This is a genomic window from Aquiflexum balticum DSM 16537, assembly GCF_900176595.1.
GTDB classification, from domain to species: domain Bacteria; phylum Bacteroidota; class Bacteroidia; order Cytophagales; family Cyclobacteriaceae; genus Aquiflexum; species Aquiflexum balticum.
In genome coordinates, this window is sequence record NZ_LT838813.1 from 3479914 (window position 1) to 3504430 (window position 24517).

The following is a 24517-nucleotide window of genomic DNA, read 5'->3' on the forward strand; positions in this document are numbered from 1 at the left end:
AATTTCGAATAATGAAGAAAGTAAGATGCCACGTTTAAGCAATCCTAAATTCCTCCAAATCCATAATCCCTTTCCACCAAACTAATCCGTGTTTTATACGAGGCATACCATTTTTCCCGCCCCATTCTTTGGGCAAATAAATGTTCGGAGACCATTTTCCAGTTTCTGATGGATTCTAGGCTTTCCCAATAACTGACAGTGATGCCGAGACCATCCCGGGCAGATTCATGCCCTAGGTAACCTGGCTGTTTTTCCGCCAAGTTGGTCATTTCTTTTGCCATTTCTCCGTAGCCATCATTTATTTCAGTCCTTATACTTGTGAAAATAACAGCATAATAAGGCGGAGTAGGTGTATTGGCAATTGGATTGTTATCTTTTTCCATAATGAGTATAAAATTCTGATTTGGTTTTGATTAAAACTAATGACAATAATTTTTCTTTTTCTTTCTAAAATTGCTTTCTCCTAGAGTAATTGTTACCTTTGACACGTACAAATAGCGAAAGCATAGAAGAAACGGTTTCAGCGATGAAACCGTTTCTTCTATTTTTCATGGCCATAGTAAATAGATTGAAATGGGAAACATACAGTATTACACCGAAGAGGGTCTTAAAAAGCTGAAGGATGAACTTCAGGAACTGAAGACTAAAGGAAGACAAGATATTGCCAAACAAATTGCCGAAGCAAGGGACAAAGGCGATCTGAGTGAAAATGCAGAATATGATGCTGCAAAAGATGCACAAGGCCTGTTGGAACTAAAGATTGCCAAATTGGAAGCTGTAGTAGGTAATGCCAGGGTGATGGATAACTCAAGGATGGATACTTCCAAGGTCGGTATTTTGAGTACAGTTAAAATCAAAAATGTCAAAAATGGCATGACCGTATCCTATACATTGGTATCAGAAGAAGAAGCAGACCTAAAGGCCGGCAAGATTTCTTTGGCTTCTCCTTTTGGAAGAGGACTCAATGGAAAATCTAAAGGTGACATCGCCCAAATCCAGGCTCCTGCAGGAACATTGGAATTTGAAATTCTTGATATTTCCTACTAAAATTTTATCCTCCCGATGGTTTCTCCTTCGGGATTTTTTATTTTTACACCTATGGCATCAATCTTCACTAAAATAATCAACAGAGAAATCCCAGCCGAAATAATCGCTGAGGATGAACATTACATTGCATTTTTAGACATCATGCCTTTGGTGAAAGGTCATGTGCTTGTTGTTCCCAAAAAAGAAGTGGATTATATTTTTGACCTTGATGATGAAACTTTATCCGGACTACATATTTTTTCCAAATATGTGGCCAAGGCCATTGATAAAACGATCAAATGTACTAGGGTAGGGGTGGCTGTGATCGGATTGGAAGTCCCTCATGTACATATTCATTTAGTTCCCTTGAGGACTATGGATGACATCAATTTCAACCGTCCCAAACTCAAATTGAGCAAAGAAGAACTTTCGGGAATTGCAGATCAGATTAGAAAAGGATTTTAGAAATCATTCTCTATTATCTGCGCAGATATCTTCTGACCATCAATTGCATATTCACCATTACATCAGGGTAAAAAAGTTTATTGACCATATTGTTTCCATCAATATCAGAAGAAACTATGGTCATTACATTAATTTCGAAACCCATGTCCCACTCATATTCAAAGTTGGTAGAAAGACCAAATTTGAATGGCACATAGGCTGCAGCTAAAGTTTGATTGGACCTTTCTACAAATCCTTGAACAAATATTCCGTTTTCCAAAACGCCGTCTCTCAGGACCCTCTGTGCCCTTTGGCTATAAAGTGCACCTACTCCCAAACCCATGTAAAGATTTACCGGTTCACCTGCCCTTCCAGGTTTATTGGGGTTGAGTTGAAGTACGGGCATTACATCAAGAAAAAAGGCATTTCCATCAAAATAATAAGCCTGACCATTATTTCCCCATTCCACAACTATCGGTTGGTTGATTGGTCTGAACTCACCACTGTTAATAAATTGACCTCCAAAAGAAGTTCTAAAATCAAACTTTTCTGAAAGTTCTTTGGAATAAGCAACTGTAAATGCAGGTAGCATTTTGAAATCAAAAGATTTATAAATACCGGCATTGTCCGCATAAATCATTCCCAAGCCGTAACCGACTGTGATATGGTCTCTTGATCCCTGACTGTAAACATTTCCAACAAAGAATAGGGCGATCAGTACTGTTGTAAAAATCCTAAGCATGATTAGACTAACATTAAATTCAGGTGGCAATATACAAGAATTGTTCCTCAATTTCACAAATTGGAAAATTAGAAAATCCACCGCTGGAAAAATGCTTTTTTATTCAGGTTGTATCCTCTTAATTAAATTTGACAGTTTGTTTTCACAGGGTTATGCTATCTGCTTTTCCAAAATTCCCTATTCATGGTCACAATGTTGGAAATTGAAATGCTTTGTGGGCATACTGCCTCGCAGGCTTCAGTAAAAGAACAAGCACCAAAACCTTCTTTATCCATTTGTTCTACCATAGCAACAGCCCTTTTTTTGGCTTCAATTTTTCCTTGAGGAAGCATGGAAAGGTGGCTTATTTTTGCCGAAGTGAACAGTGCTGCACTCGCATTTTTACAGGCCGCTACACAGGCGCCACATCCTATACAGGAAGCAGCATCAAATGCTTTTTCGGCCTCTTCATGCCCAATAAGTATTCCATTGGCCTCAGGTGCCTGACCGGTATTGACACTTATATAGCCTCCTTTTGCAATAATCCGGTCGAATGCTGTACGGTCCACACAGAGGTCTTTTTTGATGGGAAAAGCTTTGGCACGGAAGGGTTCAAGATAAAGAACATCTCCGTCTTTGAAACTTCTTAAATGGGTCTGACAGGTAGTTGCATGTTCTTCGGGACTTTGGACGTGCCCGTTGATTACAAATCCACACTGACCGCAAATACCTTCTCGGCAATCCGAGTCAAATGCAACCGGGTCTTTCCTGTTTTTGATCAATTTATCATTCAGATGGTCGAGCATTTCAGGCACGGACATATGACTGTCGAGGTCTTCGAGAATATAGGTTTCAAACTTGCCTTTTGCCTGTCCGTTGGATTGCCTCCAAATATTTAAGGTCAATTTCATATTCCTCATTTATAACTTCTTTCACTGATTTGGATCGCTTCAAACTCAAGTAGTTCTTTATGCAATTTGTACTCACCCGCCAAGGTGCTTTCCCAAACAGACACATATTTGAACTCCTTATCATTTCTTTTAGCTTCTCCTTCATTTGTCTGATGTTCCACGCGAAAATGGGCCCCACATGACTCTTCTCTTTGAAGGGCATCTTCTACAATCAGCTGGGCCAATTCAAGATAATCTTCCACCCGACCGGCTTTTTCCAGTTCAAAATTGATAACATTTGACGAACCGGAAACGATTAGATCTTTGTAAAAGGATTCTTGCAGCGCTTTCAGTTCTTCCTTGGCTTCCAATAGTTCCGATTTTTTTCTTGAGAGGCCGCACTTGGTATAAAGTACTTTTCCCAATGCTTTGTGGAATTCTTCTGCGGTGGTATTCCCTTGAATAGATAAAAGTTTAGCTAATCTATTTTCTGTTTCTTTGATTGAATTTTCAGCATTTGGTGTGCTTAGGTTTTGGATTGGCTTTTCACCCGCCAAATAATTCATAACCGTATGAGGAGCAATAAAGTATCCATCCACGCAAGCCTGTAATAGGGAATTGGCACCAAGCCTGTTTGCCCCATGATCGGCAAAGTTGGCTTCCCCCAATACAAACAGCCCTTCCACATTGCTCATCAATTCGTAATCGACCCATAATCCTCCCATGGAAAAATGGGCAGAGGGAGAAATCATCATGGGTTCGGAATAAGCATCCATACCAGTGATTTTTTTGTACATACTGAAAAGATTACCGTATTTCTTGGCAATAACCTCTTTGCCATCTCTTTGAATCGCATCACTGAAATCCAAGTATACCGCATTTCTGAGAGGCCCGATTCCATGACCGGCATCAATCTGTTCCTTTGCCGCTCTTGAAGAGATGTCCCTTGGAGCAAGATTGCCGAATGATGGATACTTCCTTTCCAAGTAATAGTCTCTCTCTGCTTCGGGTATTTCCCGGGCTGATCTGGTTTCTCCAGCTTTTTTAGGAACCCAAATCCTGCCATCATTTCTAAGCGATTCTGACATCAGCGTCAATTTGGACTGATATTCACCCATTTGGGGAAGCGAGGTAGGATGGAATTGGGTCCAACTCGGAGCGGCAAAAAATGCCCCTTTTTTATGTGCCCGCCAAATAGCAGTCGCATTACAGTTCATGGCCAATGTGGAGAGGTAATAGATTTTCCCATATCCTCCGGTAGCCAAAATTACTGCATCGGCCATGTGACTTTTTATCTGTCCGTTATCCAGATTTCTGCTTACTATTCCTTTGGCTTTACCATCTTCCAGAATAAGGTCCAACATCTCATGCCTTGTATGGATGGTCAATAAACCAACTTCAGATTGCCGGATAAGTGCCTGATAGGCACCTTGCAGTAACTGCTGACCTGTTTGCCCACGGGCGTAAAAAGTCCTGCTTACCTGTACACCGCCAAAAGACCTATTGCTGAGATAACCACTGTATTCTCTTGCAAATGGAACACCCTGCGCAACAGCTTGGTCGATCAACCCCAGAGAGCATTCAGCCATCCGGTATACATTTGCTTCTCTGGAACGGAAATCCCCGCCTTTGACTGTATCATAAAACATCCGCCAGATACTGTCCCCATCATTTTTATAATCCTTTGCAGCATTGATGCCCCCTTGGGCAGCTACGCTGTGGGCCCTTCTTGGGGATTCATGAAAAGTGAAAACTTCCACCTGAAAGCCGAGTTCTGATAAGCTTGAAGCAACCGAAGAACCAGCTAGACCTGTGCCCACAACGATAACTTTATATTTCCGCCTATTAGAAGGGTTGATCAGTTTACAATTTGCTTTGTACTGCGTCCATTTTTCCTGTATGGGACCTGGCGGGACTTTGGAATTTAACATACTACAATATAAAAATTTAGTTTTTATTCAGGAAAATGAATTGGGATATTCTAAAAAAAGAGCCCGGTTTTCAACATTTGGACTCTTCTTAAAAACACACACATTAATTATTTTCTTCTAACTCAAATCTTGCCAAAGGGGCCATCTTTGCTTTGTTTAGGGAGAGGGTACCCTCAGAAATGCTGTAATTATCAACTTTTGAAATGATCTCGACAAAAGTCCTTTCGGTTTCCATATCCTGACATGCCATCATGGTGGAGGCTGCATTTCCGAAACTCACTCTGTTTCCATCTTTTAATTCATAGGAACCGAAAATATTGTTACAGGATCCATTTCCGGAAAAGGTGGATGTTTCCATCTCGAAAAGGAGGAAAGCTTCTTTGTTCCCTTCTGTTTGTTCAAAAGGTTTTCCCATCAGCTCTTTTAGAATCCATTTTTTATCTTCAAGCCTTGGGTCAACAGGGTTTTTAGCCAATTTATAGTTTTCGGCCAAATCTCCTGTGATCCTATTTCCATCTTGATCTAAATGGAAAAGAACATTTTCTCCAACCTGATATTGTTGGGTATTCCCATCTTGGGCTTCCAAGGTAACCTTACTGCCAGCTTCGTTCCAAACAAAGATTCCTTCATCAAAAAAATAATTATCTTCTTTGCCCAGGTACTTTATTGACCTTTTGTAAGTTTCATCCGATTTCAGGGTAATGGAGGTTTCTATTCCCTCACAATCAGCACATGGTGTAATTCCTTTATACACTCCTTTCCAATCAAGACTGTTTTTACTGTTACTTGCCATAGATTGATTAATCTCCAAAGCCTTTTCCTGTTCCACAACTTTTTCTGAGCTGCAGGAATAAACCATCATGACGATGATCAGGGATAAAAAGACATAGTTTTTCATGAGTAAATGTTTTTTATTTCTTAGCTAAAACATCAACTAAAATACAAAATATACTTGGATGAAAGGAAGAAGATTTTAAAATAATCCGGTAATATTCCCCTCTGCATCAATATCTATGTTTTCAGCAGCTGGCTTTGAAGGAAGTCCTGGCATTCTCATAATAGTTCCGGCAATCGGTATAATAAATCCTGCACCTGCTGCAATATCAAACTCCCGGATTTTGATGGTAAATCCAGTGGGTTTATTAATTAATTGGGGATCATCAGAAAGGGAATATTGGGTTTTGGCTATACAAATGGGCAATTTGTCCAAGCCGATTTTATTGAACAGCTTTATCTGTTGTTTGGCTTTTACAGAATATTCCACCTCTGCTGCCCCATATATTTTTCTTGCTACGGTTTCTATTTTTTGCTCAATGCTCCAATCAAAGTGATAAAGAGGTGTGAAATTACTCATACCGGATTCTGCTGCTTCTTTTACTGTTTGGGCCAAATCCAAACAGCCGTTTCCACCTTTTTCCCAACCCTCGCTCAGTGCAACTTTCACTCCCATTTTGTCGCAATGTGCCAAAACAGCATTTATTTCCTCTTCGGAGTCTGTTGCAAATTTATTTATAGCTACCACAGGGGTAAGCATAAAATGCTTCATATTTTCAATATGCTTATCCAAATTTGGAAGACCATCTTTCACAGCTTGAGAGTTGGGGTTTTTAAGTTCCTCATAAGGCATTCCTGCGTGGCTTTTCAAGGCTCTGATAGTAGCCACTATTACAGCTACATCAGGTTTGAGATTCCCGTATTGACATTTTAAATCAAGAAATTTTTCTCCACCCAAATCTGAAGCAAAGCCGGCCTCTGTTACAACGAAATCTGCCAGGGATAAACCCATTTTTGTGGCAATGATGGAGTTTGATCCTTGAGCGATATTGGCAAAAGGTCCCCCATGTATGATTGCAGGATTTCCCTCAATGGTTTGCACAAGATTAGGCATAATGGTATGTTTCATTAAGGCCGCCATGGCCCCTTGTGCTTTCAATTGGTGGGCCCGGACAGGTTCATCCTGATAAGTATATCCAATAATAATGTTTCCCAACTTTTCTTTGAGGTCCATCAGATCGTTTGATAGGCATAAAGCTGCCATTACCTCAGAGGCAGCTGTGATATCAAAACCTGATTCCCTCGGAATCCCCTGTGCAGAACCTCCCAAACCAATGACTATATCCCTCAATGCACGCTCATTCATATCCATCACACGCTTCCAGATTATTTTCCGGGGATCAATATTGAGCGTGTTTTTTTGACTGTGAATATGGTTGTCCAGCAAAGCTGAAAGTAAATTGTGGGCTTTTTCCACCGCTGCGAAATCACCGGTAAAGTGTAAGTTGATAGATTCCATCGGCAATACCTGAGAATAGCCACCACCTGCAGCCCCGCCTTTCATCCCAAATACCGGTCCAAGCGAGGGTTCTCTTAATACCACTGCTGTTTTTACGCCCAGGATGTTCAATCCTTCTGACAGACCTATACTTACAGTTGTTTTCCCTTCACCCGACTTAGTAGGGGTGATGGCTGTTACCAATATCAGTTTCTTTCCTTTCAGTTTTTCCTGATCAATAAGCTTGAGAGGGAGTTTGGCCACATACTTTCCATAAGGGCGAAGGTCATCATGGGCTATTCCTAGTTTTGAGGCAATTTCTGAGATGGGACGCATCTTGGATGCGTGGGCGATTTCTAAGTCGGATTTGATCATAACTGGGTTCTAATTGATTAATTTGGGTTTTTAGAAAATTTCAAAAATCTACAGCTTTTTCTTTTGTTTCAGGATAGCTTGGCTTTACCTGACTGTTAAGCATGGTGTTTTCTTAGTACGGGCTAAAATAGTAATTTTCGGATAAGGAGTTATGGAATGTGATTTAAAATCTAATAATAAAAAAAAGGTCCCTGAACAAAATTGCTCAGGGACCTTTTCAATAATCGTAATCACATTTTCAAGACCTATTTTTCAATAAAAGTCACGAAGTCATCCAAAATAAGATTTTCCATATTTGCACTCTTGGCATATCTAAGGAGATTTTTTTCGTGCTTAGATAAGATATTGATGAAAGTATTCTGCGACTCTTTCAGCTTTTCATTCAGGGTATTTTTGTTTTCTTCTTGAATTACTGATGGTCTGTCAAAATTGGCGATCACTATACCATAAAGCTGAGAAATTTTCTCCCTTAATTCAGGTTCGGCCGTATCCACGTAATTATCACCCGTTGTAATGACCAATGTTTCTTTGAGCTTGTTTAGATCATTGATTAATGCAGTCATTGATTTGTTTGATTTTGGATCTGCGGTTTTGATTTTTTCTGCATAATCCAAATAACTGTCCACCTGATAAACCAAATAAGCCAGATCCTGGGTCATATCAAAAAGTTCATTCGCCACCTTTTGCTGTGCTTTTCTGCTTTCCACAGCTATTCCAGTCCTATCGTCATAAACGAGTTCTAAGGTGGTTTCAAATTGTTCTTTGCCTTTTTTCATCACCACCTTATAGGTTCCTGCAGGAACTCTTGGAGCTCCAGATCCTCCAGAAGAAAAGGTTTTTCCTTTGGCCACCTTGGGAGCTTTTCCTGTGAAATTCCAACGGACTATGTTTATGCCTTTTTGTTTACCGGGGTCGAGACTGATGACTTTACTATCATTTTTATCAAAAATTTCAAGCGTCATGGCACCGAATGTATGCCGCTTTTTGAGATAATAAACAATTTTTCCGGACTTGTTAGGGTTTGGTCCCACAAAGGTAATTGCCTGACTCGATCCGCCGAAATTTCTTTCTTCCCACATGACAATAGGCGGAGATTTGAGAAAATAAACTTCCTCGTTTAGCATTTGGGGTTTGATCTGTCTTAATGGGCTAATATCATCTATAATGATGATACCTCTTCCGTGGGTAGCTAATACCAAGTCGTTGGTTTTTGGATGCATGGCCATGTAATGCACTGATGCAGCAGGCATGTTGTTGGTGAATTTCGACCAGTTTTTTCCTCCATCAATGCTTACAAAGAGACCCAATTCGGTTCCTAAGAACAGGAGATTTTCATTTTCCAGGTCTTCAAGGATATGCCTTGCAAATCCATGTACATCATCGCTGATGACAGAATTCCAGGTTTTCCCAAAATCCGTGGTTTTGTAGGCATAAGTCTTAAAGTCATTTTGGCTGTGTCCATCAAATACAGCATAAGCGGTTCCTTTTCCGAAATTTCCGGGCTGAATATGATAAGTCCAGGTGTTTTTTGGTAAATCCGGAATATTGGAAACCACATTAGTCCAAGTCTTGCCGCCATCTTGAGTGACCTGAACATTTCCATCGTCAGTACCTACCCAAATGATATTTTCATCAAGTGGGGATTCAGCAATGGTAAATATTGTCGTGTGATTCTCTGCGCCTGAATTATCTGTGGAAATTCCCCCTGAAGAGGATTGGTTTTGTTTGGCAGGGTCATTGGTTGTCAGATCGGGTGATATTCTTTCCCAATTGTTGCCCATATCATTGGACCGCAACAAAAACTGACTGCCCACATAAAACCGATCGGGATGATGGGGACTGATCTGTATAGGGGTATTCCAGTTGAAGCGGTATTTTGGTTCATCTTTGCCCGGGAAAGGCCGGATGTTTTTGATAACATTTTTTTCTACATCATAGCGCCAGATATTATCAGCACCCTGCATTTCGGAATAAACAATTTTTTTGGTGGGATGCCTGTACACTCTGAACCCGTCTCCGGCACCGACTGATACCCAATCCCCGGGTTCTATGCCTCCGGGACTTGCTGATGGGCCAAACCAAGAACCATTATCCTGTAGTCCTCCATAAATCCTGTAAGGTTCATCATTATCCAAACTGACGTGGTAAAACTGTGATACCGGTAAACTTTCAACCATTTCCAAGGTAGTACCGCCATCCCATGTTCTATATAATCCTCCATCTGTAGCCACATAAAATCTATCGGAATCATTGATATCAAACCAAATGTCATGGATATCAGCATGCATGGGGCCAAGGCTCTTGAAAGTTTTTCCACCATCGCGGCTGATACTACCAGACAAACCCGCTTTGACCAGCACGTCCGGGTTTTTGGGGTCTACCACTATTCTCGAAAAATAGAATGGCCTGACCGTAAGCTCGAAATCCCCGTTCATAAAAGTCCAGGAATTGCCGGCATCTTCTGACCGGTATAATCCTTTTTTATCTTTGGATTCGATCACACTGTAAAGAATAGAGGGCTCAGAAGGTGCTAACGCAATAGCAATTCTTCCCAAATCCCCAGTTGGAAAACCATTATGGATTTTGTCCCAGGTTTTGCCTCCATCTTTTGTTTTGTACAGGGCACTGTTTGGTCCACCTGAACTGAAGGAATATGCTGTTCTCCTTACTTGCCAGAAAGCAGCATATAGAGTGTTCGGATCTTTGGGGTCCATAAACAAATCAGAACAACCGGTATCCTTCATTCCAGCTAGGATATTGGTCCAAGTCTGCCCGCCATCGGTGGTTTTGTAAACACCACGTTCATCACTATCGCCCCATAAAGCGCCCAGCACTCCCACATAAACCTCATCTGAATTATTGGGATTGATGGCAATACCACTGATTCTATCAGAGTTTTCTAATCCGATTTTGTTCCAGGTATTTCCTCCGTCGACGGTCTTATAAAGACCATCACCAAATGAAACACTGTTTCTTACCCATGTTTCACCTGTTCCAACCCATATCACATTGTCAGGATTGTTGGGGTCAACTTCAATGATACCGATAGACTGATTGTAATCATCGAAAATGGATCTGAAGGTGGTACCACCATTGGTTGATTTCCAGACACCACCACCCGCTGTACCTGCATAGATGATTCTGTTATTGGTAGGGTGTCCGGCAATGTCACTGATACGTCCGCTCATCACAGCGGGTCCAATTTGTCTTGCAGACAGCGATCCGAAGAGTTCGTTTCCTTTTAAAGTGATATTTTCCTGTGCAAAAGAACCGCTTGCGATCAGGCAAAAAAATACCACCAAGAAATTGAAATAAAATTTCTTTGACATGCTTAGATTATTCAAAAATGTTTAGGAATTAATCCTTATAGATAAATGCGGCAGGATCTAATTTAGGGTTCAATATTACATTGGTTATGTTTATTGCCTGGCCCTGAGGAGCACCCTTTGCTTTTTCTGTGATGGCGAAAGGAAAATATAATCCATCGACTTCCTGATAATCGCTCATTAAAGTCTGACTGGTTATACCTTTGGCAGGACCGACTTTCATTTCTTTTTCTACCATAATGGGAACGAAGGTATCTGAGTCAAAGAAATAAAAGGAGATATTCTCCACTTCTTCACCATCAACCAATAGAGGTTTCTTGGTTAATTTAACTTTGTAACATTCTGTTCCTTCCACTGTTTCTGTGCCAAGCAATTCAGCTTTATAGCCCTTACTTTTTAAATCCAAAAATGGATCAGGGAAATCACCCATCTCACGCTTCATGTTTTCGGTGGTTTCACTGTCACTTTTTTCAGGTTTCATGGTCATGAAATTAACACCCCAAGCCTCAGTGCCATCAAATGCCTGCTGAACAATTTCCTGACCTTGAAGTTGAAATTTCATATACATTTTCCCTTCCTTAGTTTGGACTATCTCTATCGGAATATCCATTCCCTGAGCACTTACCTTTCCTTCCATTTTTACAGAAGATAATTTTGCCCACTCTTTGGCTCCACCGGTGTTTTCTAAATATTGATCAATGATTTCTTCTACTGATTGGGCATATGTAAGGCCACAAAAGGAAAATAATGCAAGAATTAGTATTAACTTTTTCATATAGTTATGATTTTTTAGAAATATAAGTAAGTTTTTTTCTCAAAATTAAAGGTATAAAAATTTAAAATCCAAGTATTTCATTTTTTTTGATCTCCTGATTTTACTGATGAACGATGATTTTCATTGATGTTTAAAGATGATGTAATATCAATCTAAACGGGAATTTGTATTTGAGTTAACAATGGGAAAAAAAATCAAAAATTGTTTTTTTGAAAAAACTGCAACCATGCAGGATAACTCAGGGAGTTTTGTGTGGAAAATAAAAAAGTAGGTTGATTTTTTTTCGAAATAAAAAACAGGATCGAGTCTTTTAAGGTGTGGCCCAAGTTTTGAAAAGAACCACCAAAAGCCTCAAATCCAAAACTCGTCCATTTTTCATCAGAGCCATCCGCCCAAACCTGTGTTAATTCTACTTGACAACCTTTCTCAGGCCAAGCATCAGGTGGCAATACCTTGATTCCATTCTCAGAATGCGATAGTTTTAGGAGATACCTTATTTTGTTGATTTTGAGCCATTCCCCAGAATGTTGCAGGTCTTTTTCCAATAAACTTAAATTGGTTTGGGAAGGTTGAAGAGACCATTTCGACCAATAATCAATTATTCCTGAGAGATGTTCGTTTTGATAATTTTCTTTTTCGCCTACTTGGGCTTTGACTTCCAGCTTACCCTGTCTTTGTTTTACACCCACAGTGGTACATTGAGGAATGATCAGATACTCATCAGTCCTTAAGTCTTCCTTTTTAATATTGTCAAACAAGTGTAGAACTTCAGCGGATGAATTCATGGTCTGATTTGCTTTTTCAGTGCCTTTATCCAGAAACCACTCCAAGACAGCTCCCCAATCCTCTGTAGGAGGAAGAAACCATCTGATTTCGGCGCTGTTGAACAGGACGTTTTTTTTATCCATTTTTCAGGAATTCAACATTTTGCCAATTGCCGATGCCAGGAATCTGTCCGAAAATCCCGAAACAAAAGCCAAAGTAAGTACCATTGCCACAGTATCCGGCTTGTAGTTCAAGATATCTGCACTGAGTATCAAGATCACTGCAATAGCAGATAATGCTCCCACCATCAGCCTGGACAAGAGCAAAAATCCCAAAGACAACTCGTTCGGAATACTGCTTCTCTTTCCGAAATTACTGATGGTATCTGTAAATGAACTCAATATGGCTCCCAAACAACCTGATAATACCACAAACCACCAAAAATGAAGCGGGTGGTTTACCAAATAATGGAAAGGGTCTTCTTTATCAATTTTTAGTGGGACAGGAGGATGGGCGAAAAACCAAAATATGATTAAAAGCCCACCCAGGTAAAAGAGGATGTTGAGCCTGCTTTTGATAATGGTTTGCTTTTGATAAATATTGTCAAAATGTTCATCCAATATTTTTTTTGCCTCGACAATTCGGTTAACTCTTTCTGGGGTTAGAATTGGCTTAAGTTCTTTTAATGATTCCTCTTTTTTTTCCGGTAGAAGATCGTTGATGGTGTTTTTTCTCCAGAATGAGAGTTTTTTATTTTCGTCGTTAGCTTCTTTAATAATTGTCTTTTCCTTTGCCAACAATAATTCAGGGGCCACTTCCGCCAAGCCATAATACAGAAACCTGTCTGCAGCCTTAAGACACCTCCAACCCTTTTCAGTGTCCCCTAAGGTAGAAGCTATTTTTGCTTCATCCAGCATTTTCTTAGCCGAAGGTTTCCAGGAAATTTTTGAACCTGATGGTAAGTCCTGATTTGACATGGATACAATCCAATCCATTTCCACTTCAAAAAGAGAAAGGCTGTTTTTCAGTCTATCCGCTGAGGGTGGGGGAAATAGCTTGGGAAAATGGATTGAAATCTTCCTTAAATAACTTCTAAATCCCCCAGGTGGATTTTGATCCTTTTTATTATCAGTTTTTTCCATGTTACAATCATGCAACTATTTAATGTTAATAGGCAAAAGTAGTCAGATGTGCTGCCGTAAAAGCATTGTAGAAATCCATGAAATTTTTACAATCAACTGAGTTTTTATTTATCCCTAAGCAATTCATTCCATACATGGTGACATTCAGCAAAAGGTCAGAGGACAGGGCTGAAATAGCTGCTGTAAAAATAACCTTATCTTTATTGACCAATAGGGTAACATAAGTGGATATTCCATATTGTCTTCCATCAGCCGGGTTATATACCATTTCTGCACCGACGGCACTAATATTAACTGTCTTTCTTCCCCTTTCATAATCCTCATCAAGAAAGGTATATTCTTCCGCAATCATAAATCCGGATATGCCATAAGCTTGTGCGAGCATGTAGAAAAATTCCTCATCCAAAAATGAAATGATTTCATTCATGGAGAGTTCGGTCAATTCAAAATCTTTGTCTTTTATAACCCCAAACACCAGCTTCGTATTTTCATTATTCCTGAATCCTACCTGCAAAACTTCTTCCTCTGTTCTTGGATACATCACTGTCAATTCCAAACCTTCAGGAACCACAACAACTACCCCGTTCTGAACATCTTCATAAATATCCAATCTGATATTGTCGAGATCAAGTTTCACATTGAACTGTTTAGTGATCTCATTATTCAATTGTAATATGTTTAATGGGTTTTCGGCAGTTTCCGTTAGTTCAACAATACTTCTGTTTTTTGTTTTGTAAAATTCAAACTCTCTGGTTTTGACAGGTCTGAATTGGTTGGATTGATTAAATGCCCGCTCCATATTGTTACCATCACCCTCCAAAATCACCGAAGACGAGAAAAAAGTTTTATTTGTAGCAACGGCAGATGGAAGCTGGGTTATTGCTGAGTTTTCGAGTTCGGAAATATATTTGGCAGGAATGGCCCAACTGATATTAACGGTGCCTTTTTCCAATCCCCCGTTTCCGACGCCCACCAATCTGCCCTGTTTATCAAAAATGGGAGCACCGGAGTTGCTGGGAAGAAGATTTCCGTTATCGAAATAAATAATATCCAAATCAAGTCCCAGACTTGTTGTCCTCAATTCCCGCTTCACATTATCAGGTACCAGATATTCCAGTGTTTCTTTTGGTTGAAGGAAACCTTTGGATAAAGTTCTGGAAGGAATTCCTAAAGAACCCTGGGTCAGTCCCAAACAATATAGCGGTTCGCCAAATTGGATCTTGCCAAGAAAAGCACTTTGGATAGGAGAAATATTGGCAGGCAGATTTGATTCATTATTGGTTAGTTCAAGCAAGACGAGGTCAGCTTTGGGAAGCACTTTTTTAATTCTTGCCTCCCTGATAACAGCCTGATTGGCATATTTGACTTCTATTTTCCATCCTGCCTGCATGCCATGCATTGCAGTAATAATCTGGTTTGGACTTTTCCAGACAAAACCCGTCAGGACTTTTCTTTCCCGTGTTCTGTTGACATCAGTCACCCAAACCTGTACAACTGAATTGATTGAATTGTCAGGATTAAAGGTTTGTCCATAGGATTTAGGAAGGAAAAGGATGACACAAAAGAATAATGGGACCAATGCTTTCATGACATGAACACATTAAGTAATGATCGATACACATTTAATCTTTCAAAATCCATAATCCTATTTTGAACTTGGCTGACCAAATTGCCCAATACCGGTTCACTGTTTTTCAACTTGCTTTCAATTTCCACCAAGGTGGTTGAATTGTTCATGATATTGATAAAAGTCAGTTGAGTTTTCTCAAAATCAAGTTGGGAAGCATTACAAAAACTGTCACGGACAGCAAGTAAAGCCGTCCCTTGATTTTCTTTGGTCATATTCTTCTCTATTTCAGCCGCGAGTTTTTTCCAAAAACCATCTGCAGCTTTGAAAGCATCAATAATCTCTTCAGGTGGTGTATCACTATTGCTGTACCGCAAATAGTCACAGTCATTGGCCTCTATGGTGCCGGAGTAAAGTACACTGGCTTGTCTGATCACTTTTCCTGAATCTGCGCGGATAAATCCGGTAATCATTTCCCGGGCTTCCTCATCACTGTATCCGATGGATCGGTACTCTTCCATTTTGTCAAGTAGGGTAGGAGCAAAGGGGTCATTTGCCCTTAGATAAAGGCCCAACAAAATACCGGCTACGGAAAACAATCCAAAAGAGCCTATCCTGAGGCTTTTGAGCGGATCCAGCAATCTTTCGTTTAACCCGACCAATACTGCAAGTAAAGAGGAAATAGTTGCTATGACCCCGCTGACAACAGGTGAAACGGAAAGTCCAAGTAAAACTCCCAGTAACAAGCCAATTCCCAAGCCATTAAAAATAGCAGAAAATCCGTAGATAAAAGTTACTTTGGGTGCATTGCCATTTGCCTCACCTAGAATCAGTTCTTTTACCGCTGAAATTCTTTCTGAACCGGATTGTTCCGTTTCAGTTTTATTTTGATTGTCTTCTTTCATGAAAACCCCAGATTTGATTTTAAAAACAAAAAATACAATTGCGGACAATTAAAAAATCTGATTTTTAAAACTATTCAATAATGATCTGAAAATCAATAATAAATTTTAATAATCCAAGTTATTAAAGAATTTTCAATAAGTGAAACTGGTGAATTCTCTCATTTTTTTACTTTTAAGAATTCATGTTTGAGTTGGAATTGCCAAAAGTTAAAATCTGACTATTATTTGAGAGGAATTTATATTCCTGGAACAAAATTTCTTTTGAAATTCAGGTAATAATTGAGGTCATATTTCGGTTTTTCCACACCTTCCGGCAATGGCATTTGTGAGAATTGTTGAAAATAAAGTAAACAAGAATCCCGCCACCATTCTGCTTCCCGAACCTGAATATTAAGGAAAGAACGAATATGATCAAACCGCTCCGTATCAATTTTTCCTTCTTGAATTTCCCATTTTTTTTGCATCCAGCGGGCTCCTTCCACCCCTTTTTGATACCTGATTGCCATTTCATGCCATAAGGTATTTCCCGTCTTGAGTTTTTTATTCCAGGGAACCCTATGAAACCACAATAAATAATCCAGAGAAATCTTATCCGGATCTCCCAAAATCTGTTTCCATTCCGGGGCATATTGGCCTAAGGCGTTGCTTCCTGTAACTGTTCTGTCAAATCCAATGCTGTCTTTGGAAGCTTTGTGGTAATAAGTAGCTGTCCAATCGTCTCTGCTTCCTCCGGTTACCCATGGACCAGGTCCCCAATGGTGGCTTCTGGCCATGATATGATGGAGACCAATGGGTGTCATGTAATTAACCAGGATTTCATGTGATTTGAGCATGACCCCTTTGATGGTCCCAACAAAATCAGGGTCAGTACTGAACGTCATTTTCAACCAATCTTCAGCTATTTTATCAATCTTGGTATCGGGATTCCAGGCTAATTTCCCATAAGCATACCAATCTGCCTGTCCGGTATGGTGCCCGGTCCAATTTCTGTCTGTACCAATATTGGCCACCCCTGCCATACCGGTCAATTTATATCCATGTAGGCTTCCATCAATAACTTTACTCACTGTACTTCCTTTTCCTTTGGCATAAGTATCTGATTGCAATACTTCTTCCCACATGGAGGCCAAATTTACCCAGTGGGTTTCCTGACCAAGATATTCTTTGGTGATTTGAAATTCCATCATTATGGGAGTTTTGGGCATGGCTCCAAAAAGTGGATGGAAAGGTTCTCTTGGTTGGAAATCCAAAGGCCCGTTTTTAACCTGTATGATTACATTTTCCCTAAATTCACCATCTAACGGCTTAAATTCGTCATAAGCCTGCTTTATTCTGTCGGTCGGAGTTTTTTCATTGTATACAAATGCCCTCCACATGACTATTCCTCCAAAGGGTTGCACTGCATCCGCAAGTATATTGGCCCCGTCTGCCTGAGTTCTCCCATAGTTATGGGGTCCGGGCTGTCCTTCAGAATCTGCCTTTACCAAAAATCCCCCAAAATCAGGAATATAGCTGTAAATCTCCGCTGTTTTGTCTTTCCACCATTTTTGAACTCCAGGATCCAGTGGATCCGCAGTGGGGAGGTTATCCAGAACCATGGGGGCATTGAACCTGGCAGTAAGATAAATTTTGATACCATATGGCCTAAACGCATCAGCTAAGGCAGCGGCTTTTTCAAGGTATTCAGGAGTCAGGACCAAGGCATTTGCATTTACATTGGTGATTGAAGTTCCATTGATGCCAATAGAGGCATTTGCCCTTGCATAGTCAATGTACTGTTGATCTATATGATGTGGAAGCCTGTGCCAATTCCAAATACTGAAGCCTGCATACCCTCTTTCTACAGTTCGGTTAAGGTTGTCCCAATGATTTAAAAGCCTCCTTTGAATCTGCGGATTTTCAAGAATATCCATGGTTTCCAGTTGCGCTCTGGTCTGAATGGATTTGAGAAAGGAGAAAGTTCCATAAAGCAAGCCTATGTTAGTATTGGAAATAATATACATTTTCCCCTGATGGTATTTCAGCAAATAACCGTCATCTTTCAGACCGACCGTATTTGGAGCAAACGCGGTTTTTATTTCTTGGGGGAGTTCATCAGTTTTGGAAATGATGCATAGGGCCGATTCCACAGATTTTCCGGTCAATGCCTGGTAATCTTTTCCAAGAAATCCTTTTATAGCAATTCCCAATTCATTCTTGATGACTTCATGTGTCGGAGAGATTCCGACTATATGGATATTCTCCAGATAATCTCTGTAATAATCGGCAACGGCTTTGTTTTCAAAAGGGAAGTATTGTAGCCAGAGTTTGTAGCCATCATTGGCATTGACATATTCTGACATCAAAAGAATCACTACTAAGGTAAATAGTCTTTTCATTAAAGATTGTTTGATAGGTTTTTGATAAATATACAAAAACTGTAAGTGGATTGGCCGAAAACATTATATTTGGAGATATAATGATGCTAAAATTGATTAATTCAATTGCAATCGATTACGAACCCGAACCTTAAACAGTAAACCATAACCTATGTTATTAGAACCTTTAGACCTAGCAGTATTTATTGGGTATTGTCTGCTCATTATTGGAATGGGGCTTTTTGTCTCAAGAGAGAAAAAAGGCCATATCAAAAACTCACAGGATTATTTTCTGGCTTCGAAAGCCCTTCCTTGGTGGGCAGTAGGTGCCTCCTTAATTGCATCTAATATTTCTGCAGAGCAGTTTATCGGAATGTCAGGTTCGGGCTTTGCCCTTGGCTTGGCGATATCCACTTATGAATGGATGGCAGCTATTACCCTTTTGGTAGTAGCTATTTTCTTTTTGCCAATTTATATCAAAAAGGGTATTTATACCATGCCAGGTTTCCTGCTTGACAGGTATGATACCAGGGTGAGGACTACCATGGCCATTTTCTGGTTGTTGTTGTATGTTTTTGTGAACCTGACATCTGTGTTGTATTTAGGGGCCTTGAGTCTTAACACGATCCTGAATGTACCCATGGTATATGGAATCATTGGTCTGGCGCTTTTTGCCATGATTTATTCTATTTACGGGGGATTGAAGGCTGTCGCTTGGACTGATGTGGTTCAAGTATTCTTTTTGATTGCAGGTGGCTTGGCCACAACATATATAGCCCTGACTATGGTAGGAGAAGGTTCAGCTTGGGAAGGTTTGGGATTATTAAGGAAAGAAGTTCCAGAATATTTTTCTATGATTTTTTCCAGAGGAGAAATGATGATTCCTGATGGAAAGGGCGGTACCTATGATGCTTATCAAGACCTACCGGGAATTTCAGTCCTAGTAGGTGGGATGTGGATTACCAACCTGAGTTATTGGGGATTCAATCAGTATATTACGCAAAGGGCCTTGGCAGCCAAAAGTCTGGATGAAGCGCAGAAGGGTATGATTTTCGCCGGTTTTTTGAAATTATTGATGCCTTTGATTGTTGTCATTCCCGGAATTGCAGCTTATGTGATTGTAGCCAAAGGAATTGATGTAGGTTTTATTGATTCCATGAAGGATCCTGTTACGGGCCTAATCAAATCGGACCGGGCTTATCCTACCTTATTACAATTGCTTCCTGTTGGTCTGAAAGGATTGGCTTTTGCTGCATTGACTGCTGCTATTGTGTCTTCTTTGGCATCCATGGCAAACAGTACCTCTACCATTTTCACCATGGATATTTACAAGAAATATTTTGGTCAAAATGCATCAGAAACCAAACAGGTTACAGTGGGTAGAATTACAGCTGCTATAGCATTTATAGTGGCTGCTATTGTAGCTCCGGCCTTGGGCCAATTGGATCAGGCATTTCAGTTTATTCAGGAATATACTGGGTTTATCAGTCCAGGTGTATTTGCGATATTTTTCTTTGGCGTTTTTTGGAAAAAAACTACTTCGAATGCTGCTCTCATAGGAGCAGGTTTAAGTATTCCACTATCCGTTGTTTTGAAATGGGGTTTTCCGCTTCTGCCATTTTTGGACAGAATGGGAGTTGTTTTCCTTGTCATTGCAGGGCTGATGATAGTGGTCAGTTTGGTGGAAGGCAAGGGTAAAGACCATCCAAATAGTATTGAAATTACTAGGGACCTGTTCAAAACAAGTACAGCATTTAAGATTGGTGCTTTGATCATTACAGGAATTACTGCCGCTCTTTATATCGTATTCTGGTAAAACCTAATTGACAAATGAGAAGATTATTATTGGGATATGATATTGGAAGTTCATCCGTAAAAGCAACACTTTTAAATGCCGATACCGGAAAAGTAGTGGCATCTGAAGGTCTGCCCAAAGTAGAAATGCCCATCAATGCTCCCCATAAAGACTGGGCCGAGCAGGACCCTGAAATGTGGTGGAAATATATTATTGAAACCACTCATGAAATTGTCAAAATTGCCAATATCCAAAAAGGAGAACTGAAGGCAATCGGAATTTCTTATCAAATGCACGGCCTGGTATGTGTGGACAAAAACCAAGAGGTTATAAGACCATCCATCATCTGGTGTGACAGTAGGGCTGTGGAGATTGGAAATAAGGCTTTCAAAGATTTGGGAGAAGATTATTGTCTTCCACATTTATTGAATTCTCCTGGCAATTTTACCGCATCCAAACTCAAATGGGTCAAGGAGAATGAGCCTTCAAAATTTGATCAAATCCATAAAATCATGCTTCCGGGCGATTATATCGCCATGAAACTTACAGGAGAAATCCTGACCTCGGAAACAGGTCTATCTGAAGGGATTTTCTGGGATTTCAAGTCAAATGCGATATCCAAAAGGCTTTTGGATTATTATGGAATTGATGAATCGCTCATGGCAAAGGCAGTTCCTTCCTTTTCCCATCAAGGCGAAGTCAATGCAGCCGCAGCAGAAATCTTGGGAATCGAAGCAGGAATTCCCATTACCTACCGTGCAGGAGATCAGCCTAATAATGCATTTTCACTCAATGTATTGGAAGACGGGGAATTGGCCACTACGGCAGGAACTTCCGGGACGGTTTATGGAGTAAGTACACAAGCGGTATTTGACCCAAAGTCCAGAGTAAATACCTTTGTACATGTCAATCATAGTCAGGAAAAACCTCATTATGGTGTGCTGCTCTGTGTAAATGGCACAGGGATATTGAATTCTTGGTTAAAAAAACTGATCGGTGCAGAAAGTATATCCTATCCTGAAATGAACCATCTTGCATCAGAAGTCCCTATAGGTTCAGATGGTCTTAAATTTGTTCCCTTTGGGAACGGAGTAGAGCGCATTATGGAAAACAAGGCCGTGGACGCGCATTTGTCTGGACTAAACCTGTTGAAACACGACAAAAGGCATGTACTTAGAGCCGGTCAGGAGGGCATTGTCAGTGCGCTCACTTATGGTTTTCATATCATGAAAGATATGGGTTTGAACCTCAAAACAGTTAAAGCTGGAAATGCCAATATGTTTCTAAGTCCCTTATTCCGAGAGGCTTTTGTCAATATGAATAATGTAACACTTGAGCTTTATGATACTGATGGTTCTCAAGGTGCTGCAAGAGGAGCAGGAATTGGTTCAGGAATATATTCCAATGCAAAAGAGGCGTTTGCAGGCCTGGAAAAAATAGCTTCCTTCGAGCCTGATCCAAGATTGGTTTCTGAATATAATGAAGTGTACCAAAGTTGGTTGAAAGCGCTGGGGAGGGTTCAGTGATCTGTTTGCAGTCGCAGTTTTCAGTAGGCAGTCACCAATGTTCTGTGTTTAGTAGCAGTTTTCAGTGGTCGGTGTTTAGTTGTGGTGGCCAAGAAGCTTTTGACTTCCTACTCCTGCCTGCCGGCAGGTCCAACTTCTAACTTAAATCTCACAACTCATATCTTGTGTCCTATGTCTTGTGTCTCACGTCTTAAAAACAAATAAACCTATAATCAAATGTCTAAAACCTATTTTCCAAACATTGATAAAGTCAAATTCGAAGGTAAGGGTTCCAAAAATCCATTTGCTTTTAAATATTATGATGCCAATAAAATAGTGGCGGGGAAGCCAATGAAGGACCATTTCAAATTTTCAATCGCTTATTGGCATACCTTCTGTGCTACAGGCGGAGATCCATTTGGCCCCGGCACCATGGTAAGACCTTGGGATGAAAGCAGTGATGCTGTGCAGCGTGCCAAAGATAAAATGGATGCAGCATTTGAGTTTTTTACCAAAATAGGAGCGGAATATTATTGTTTCCACGACATTGACCTCATTGATGAAGGAAGTACTATTGAGGAGTATGAAGAAAGAATGAAGATCATTACTGACTATGCATTGCAGAAACAAAAGGAAACTGGCGTTAAACTGCTTTGGGGTACAGCGAATGTCTTCAGTAATCCCAGATATATGAACGGGGCATCTACCAATCCGGATTTTGATGTCGTAGCTTGGGCAGGTACTCAGGTAAAAAATTCCATAGATGCCACCATCAAATTAGGCGGGGAAAATTATGTGTTCTGGGGAGGTCGTGAAGGGTATATGTCATTACTCAATACGGATATGAAAAGGGAAACCGAACATTTGGGGCGTTTTCTGACTATGGCAAGGGATTATGCAAGAGCCAAAGGTTTTAAGGGCAATTTCTTGATCGAGCCAAAACCCATGGAACCAACCAAGCACCAATACGACTATGATGCGGCAACAGTAATCGGTTTTTTGAGATATCATGGATTGGAAAAAGACTTCAAATTGAACTTGGAGGTCAATCATGCCACCTTGGCAGGCCATACCTTCCAGCACGAATTGCAGGTAGCGGTAGATGCGGGTCTGTTGGGAAGTATTGATGCCAATAGAGGTGATTATCAAAACGGTTGGGACACAGATCAATTTGCCATTAATTTACAGGAATTGACCGAGTCCATGTTGGTAATCCTTGAAGGTGGAGGAATCCAAGGCGGAGGGGTGAATTTTGATGCCAAAGTCAGAAGAAACTCCACAGATTTGGAGGATCTTTTTTATGCCCACATTGGAAGCATGGATGCTTTTGCCAGGGGATTGTTGATTGCCAATGAAATTTTGGAAAGATCTGAATACAAGGCGCTGAGAAAAGAAAGATATGCCTCTTATGACTCCGGAAAGGGGAAAGAGTTTGAAACAGGAAAACTTACTTTAGAAGATCTGAGGGCACATGCTTTGGCTACAGGCGAGCCGAAACAGAGAAGTGGCAGACAGGAGTTATTTGAGAATATTCTGAATGAGTTTATATAAATTAATAACAATTCAATAAAAAAGAGTCGTCAAAATAACTTTTGGCGACTCTTTTATGTTAAAAACAGTGTCATTTAATCCTTAATCGGGTCAATTGTTTCAATCGCCCCATCCGCATTATGCTTCAATTCTGTCATCTTGATATTTCTCAAATGGGTTTTGTCAGAAAGTTCGGTATCATGGTAAAACAAAAACCACTTATCCTGAAACTTAACAATCGAATGGTGATTGGTCCAACCTTGTACCGGATTGAGGATATTTCCCTGATAAGTAAAAGGACCATAGGGGCTGTCTCCGATTCCATAAGCAATAAAATGCGTGTCTCCAGTAGAATAAGAGAAATAGTATTTGCCGTCGTATTTGTGCACCCAGGCAGCTTCAAAAAATCTTCTTTCATTGTCGCCGGCCAATAAAGGGTTTCCTTCCGCATCCAATAACATTACGTCTTTGGGGGCTTCTGCCATTTGTAACATATCTCCACTTAATTTGGCAATTTTTGGCATCAAAGCCATTTCATTATCCGCGGGTATCCCATCTGTGGGTCCTTTGCCTACGGGTTGGTAGTTATTATCCCGATATTGCTGCAACTGCCCTCCCCAAATTCCTCCAAAATACAAATAATAACTGCCATCATCATCTTTGAATACGGCAGGGTCCATGCTATAGCTGCCCTTGATGGCTTCGGGTTCAGCTTTAAATGGTCCCGCAGGATTGTCCGCTATGGCGACACCGATTCTGAAAATATCATCTTTGTCCTTTGCCGGAAAATAGAGGTAATATTTCCCGTCTTTTTCTGCTGCATCAGGCGCCCATAGCTGCCTTTCAGCCCAAGGAATATCCTCAACATCCAATGCCTTACCATGGTCTACTACTTCAGAATCAGGGCTTTCCATAGAAAAAACATGGTAATCCATCATGTTGAAATGCGATCCCATATCATCTTCCTTGACATCTGATTCTACATCATGAGAAGGGTAAACATATATTTTGCCCTCAAAAACATGAGCAGAGGGATCGGCAGTGTAAATATGCGTTACTAAAGGATCATGTTGGAATTTGGATGTTTCTGCCGTTTCTTCTTTTTGGGGGGAAGAATTGCAGGAGGCTAAACAAAGCAAAGCTCCAAGAGAAAATAACATGTAAGATTTCATAGGTTTTCAGGTTTTTATA

19 protein-coding genes are annotated in these 24517 nt (G+C 40.3%); 5 read left to right on the plus strand and 14 right to left on the minus strand.

The window, feature by feature from the left end:
• Positions 1-44: 44 nt before the first annotated feature.
• Complete coding sequence (locus B9A52_RS14730; RefSeq protein WP_084121174.1) at positions 45-383, minus strand: antibiotic biosynthesis monooxygenase family protein; 339 nt, start codon at positions 381-383, stop codon at positions 45-47.
• A 190-nt stretch (positions 384-573) separates the two neighbouring features.
• On the opposite strand from B9A52_RS14730, the gene greA reads away from it, so the two are divergent.
• Entirely contained in the window at positions 574-1047 is a 474-nt protein-coding gene (gene greA / locus B9A52_RS14735; protein WP_084121175.1) for a transcription elongation factor GreA, read from the plus strand.
• A 51-nt stretch (positions 1048-1098) separates the two neighbouring features.
• Positions 1099-1491, plus strand: a complete 393-nt coding sequence (locus B9A52_RS14740) for an HIT family protein (protein WP_084123536.1) — start codon at positions 1099-1101, stop codon at positions 1489-1491.
• A 13-nt stretch (positions 1492-1504) separates the two neighbouring features.
• Here the strand turns inward: B9A52_RS14740 and B9A52_RS14745 are convergent, their stop codons facing one another.
• The 12 genes from B9A52_RS14745 to B9A52_RS14800 all read right to left on the minus strand — a co-directional run bounded on the left by B9A52_RS14745 (position 1505) and on the right by B9A52_RS14800 (position 18517).
• Positions 1505-2212 (minus strand): hypothetical protein, encoded by a 708-nt coding sequence (locus B9A52_RS14745; protein ID WP_084121176.1) that lies wholly within the window; start codon positions 2210-2212, stop codon positions 1505-1507.
• 155 nt (positions 2213-2367) lie between these two features.
• Entirely contained in the window at positions 2368-3102 is a 735-nt protein-coding gene (locus tag B9A52_RS14750; protein ID WP_084123537.1) for a succinate dehydrogenase/fumarate reductase iron-sulfur subunit, read from the minus strand.
• Between the two features lie 5 nt (positions 3103-3107).
• On the minus strand, positions 3108-5012 hold the full coding sequence (locus B9A52_RS14755; protein WP_084121177.1) for a fumarate reductase/succinate dehydrogenase flavoprotein subunit: 1905 nt from the start codon (positions 5010-5012) through the stop codon (positions 3108-3110).
• Between the two features lie 103 nt (positions 5013-5115).
• The gene (locus tag B9A52_RS14760) at positions 5116-5910 is read right to left on the minus strand and encodes a copper resistance protein NlpE N-terminal domain-containing protein (protein ID WP_084121178.1); all 795 of its coding nucleotides are present in this window, start codon (positions 5908-5910) and stop codon (positions 5116-5118) included.
• 75 nt (positions 5911-5985) lie between these two features.
• Positions 5986-7659 carry a formate--tetrahydrofolate ligase gene (locus B9A52_RS14765; RefSeq protein ID WP_172805216.1) on the minus strand — a complete coding sequence of 558 codons (1674 nt, stop codon included), beginning with the start codon at positions 7657-7659 and terminating at the stop codon, positions 5986-5988.
• Between the two features lie 245 nt (positions 7660-7904).
• Positions 7905-10988 carry a WD40/YVTN/BNR-like repeat-containing protein gene (locus B9A52_RS14770; protein ID WP_084121179.1) on the minus strand — a complete coding sequence of 1028 codons (3084 nt, stop codon included), beginning with the start codon at positions 10986-10988 and terminating at the stop codon, positions 7905-7907.
• A gap of 28 nt (positions 10989-11016) precedes the next feature.
• Complete coding sequence (locus B9A52_RS14775; protein ID WP_084121180.1) at positions 11017-11760, minus strand: outer membrane lipoprotein-sorting protein; 744 nt, start codon at positions 11758-11760, stop codon at positions 11017-11019.
• A gap of 194 nt (positions 11761-11954) precedes the next feature.
• Entirely contained in the window at positions 11955-12668 is a 714-nt protein-coding gene (locus tag B9A52_RS14780) for a hypothetical protein (protein WP_084121181.1), read from the minus strand.
• A 3-nt stretch (positions 12669-12671) separates the two neighbouring features.
• Complete coding sequence (locus B9A52_RS14785; RefSeq protein ID WP_084121182.1) at positions 12672-13667, minus strand: voltage-gated chloride channel family protein; 996 nt, start codon at positions 13665-13667, stop codon at positions 12672-12674.
• Between the two features lie 25 nt (positions 13668-13692).
• The gene (locus B9A52_RS14790; protein ID WP_084121183.1) at positions 13693-15255 is read right to left on the minus strand and encodes a S1 family peptidase; all 1563 of its coding nucleotides are present in this window, start codon (positions 15253-15255) and stop codon (positions 13693-13695) included.
• A complete protein-coding gene (locus tag B9A52_RS14795) occupies positions 15252-16139 on the minus strand; it encodes a hypothetical protein (RefSeq protein ID WP_157370169.1) in 888 nt (295 codons plus the stop codon). Before B9A52_RS14795 ends, B9A52_RS14790 begins: the two co-directional genes overlap by 4 nt.
• A gap of 236 nt (positions 16140-16375) precedes the next feature.
• Positions 16376-18517, minus strand: a complete 2142-nt coding sequence (locus B9A52_RS14800) for an alpha-glucuronidase family glycosyl hydrolase (RefSeq protein ID WP_084121185.1) — start codon at positions 18515-18517, stop codon at positions 16376-16378.
• A 151-nt stretch (positions 18518-18668) separates the two neighbouring features.
• On the opposite strand from B9A52_RS14800, the gene B9A52_RS14805 reads away from it, so the two are divergent.
• The 3 genes from B9A52_RS14805 to xylA all read left to right on the plus strand — a co-directional run bounded on the left by B9A52_RS14805 (position 18669) and on the right by xylA (position 23347).
• Positions 18669-20312 carry a sodium/sugar symporter gene (locus B9A52_RS14805; protein ID WP_084121186.1) on the plus strand — a complete coding sequence of 548 codons (1644 nt, stop codon included), beginning with the start codon at positions 18669-18671 and terminating at the stop codon, positions 20310-20312.
• Between the two features lie 14 nt (positions 20313-20326).
• On the plus strand, positions 20327-21817 hold the full coding sequence (locus B9A52_RS14810) for a xylulokinase (protein ID WP_084121187.1): 1491 nt from the start codon (positions 20327-20329) through the stop codon (positions 21815-21817).
• Between the two features lie 216 nt (positions 21818-22033).
• A complete protein-coding gene (xylA, locus tag B9A52_RS14815) occupies positions 22034-23347 on the plus strand; it encodes a xylose isomerase (protein ID WP_084121188.1) in 1314 nt (437 codons plus the stop codon).
• 74 nt (positions 23348-23421) lie between these two features.
• Here xylA and B9A52_RS14820 read toward each other — a convergent pair whose 3' ends face one another.
• Positions 23422-24498 (minus strand): glycoside hydrolase family 43 protein, encoded by a 1077-nt coding sequence (locus B9A52_RS14820; protein ID WP_084121189.1) that lies wholly within the window; start codon positions 24496-24498, stop codon positions 23422-23424.
• Positions 24499-24517 lie beyond the last annotated feature (19 nt).

Bases quoted from the DNA above. Each gene is read 5' to 3' on its own strand.
- B9A52_RS14770 (WP_084121179.1), bottom strand. From the start codon at position 10,988: ATGTCAAAGAAATTTTATTTCAATTTCTTGGTGGTATTTTTTTGCCTG.
- B9A52_RS14800 (WP_084121185.1), bottom strand. From the start codon at position 18,517: ATGAAAAGACTATTTACCTTAGTAGTGATTCTTTTGATGTCAGAATAT.
- B9A52_RS14750 (WP_084123537.1), bottom strand. From the start codon at position 3,102: ATGAAATTGACCTTAAATATTTGGAGGCAATCCAACGGACAGGCAAAA.
- B9A52_RS14810 (WP_084121187.1), top strand. From the start codon at position 20,327: ATGAGAAGATTATTATTGGGATATGATATTGGAAGTTCATCCGTAAAA.
- B9A52_RS14755 (WP_084121177.1), bottom strand. From the start codon at position 5,012: ATGTTAAATTCCAAAGTCCCGCCAGGTCCCATACAGGAAAAATGGACG.
- B9A52_RS14805 (WP_084121186.1), top strand. From the start codon at position 18,669: ATGTTATTAGAACCTTTAGACCTAGCAGTATTTATTGGGTATTGTCTG.
- B9A52_RS14820 (WP_084121189.1), bottom strand. From the start codon at position 24,498: ATGAAATCTTACATGTTATTTTCTCTTGGAGCTTTGCTTTGTTTAGCC.
- B9A52_RS14740 (WP_084123536.1), top strand. From the start codon at position 1,099: ATGGCATCAATCTTCACTAAAATAATCAACAGAGAAATCCCAGCCGAA.
- B9A52_RS14785 (WP_084121182.1), bottom strand. From the start codon at position 13,667: ATGGAAAAAACTGATAATAAAAAGGATCAAAATCCACCTGGGGGATTT.
- B9A52_RS14795 (WP_157370169.1), bottom strand. From the start codon at position 16,139: ATGAAAGAAGACAATCAAAATAAAACTGAAACGGAACAATCCGGTTCA.
- B9A52_RS14745 (WP_084121176.1), bottom strand. From the start codon at position 2,212: ATGCTTAGGATTTTTACAACAGTACTGATCGCCCTATTCTTTGTTGGA.
- B9A52_RS14760 (WP_084121178.1), bottom strand. From the start codon at position 5,910: ATGAAAAACTATGTCTTTTTATCCCTGATCATCGTCATGATGGTTTAT.
- B9A52_RS14775 (WP_084121180.1), bottom strand. From the start codon at position 11,760: ATGAAAAAGTTAATACTAATTCTTGCATTATTTTCCTTTTGTGGCCTT.
- greA (WP_084121175.1), top strand. From the start codon at position 574: ATGGGAAACATACAGTATTACACCGAAGAGGGTCTTAAAAAGCTGAAG.
- B9A52_RS14730 (WP_084121174.1), bottom strand. From the start codon at position 383: ATGGAAAAAGATAACAATCCAATTGCCAATACACCTACTCCGCCTTAT.
- B9A52_RS14765 (WP_172805216.1), bottom strand. From the start codon at position 7,659: ATGATCAAATCCGACTTAGAAATCGCCCACGCATCCAAGATGCGTCCC.
- B9A52_RS14780 (WP_084121181.1), bottom strand. From the start codon at position 12,668: ATGGATAAAAAAAACGTCCTGTTCAACAGCGCCGAAATCAGATGGTTT.
- xylA (WP_084121188.1), top strand. From the start codon at position 22,034: ATGTCTAAAACCTATTTTCCAAACATTGATAAAGTCAAATTCGAAGGT.
- B9A52_RS14790 (WP_084121183.1), bottom strand. From the start codon at position 15,255: ATGAAAGCATTGGTCCCATTATTCTTTTGTGTCATCCTTTTCCTTCCT.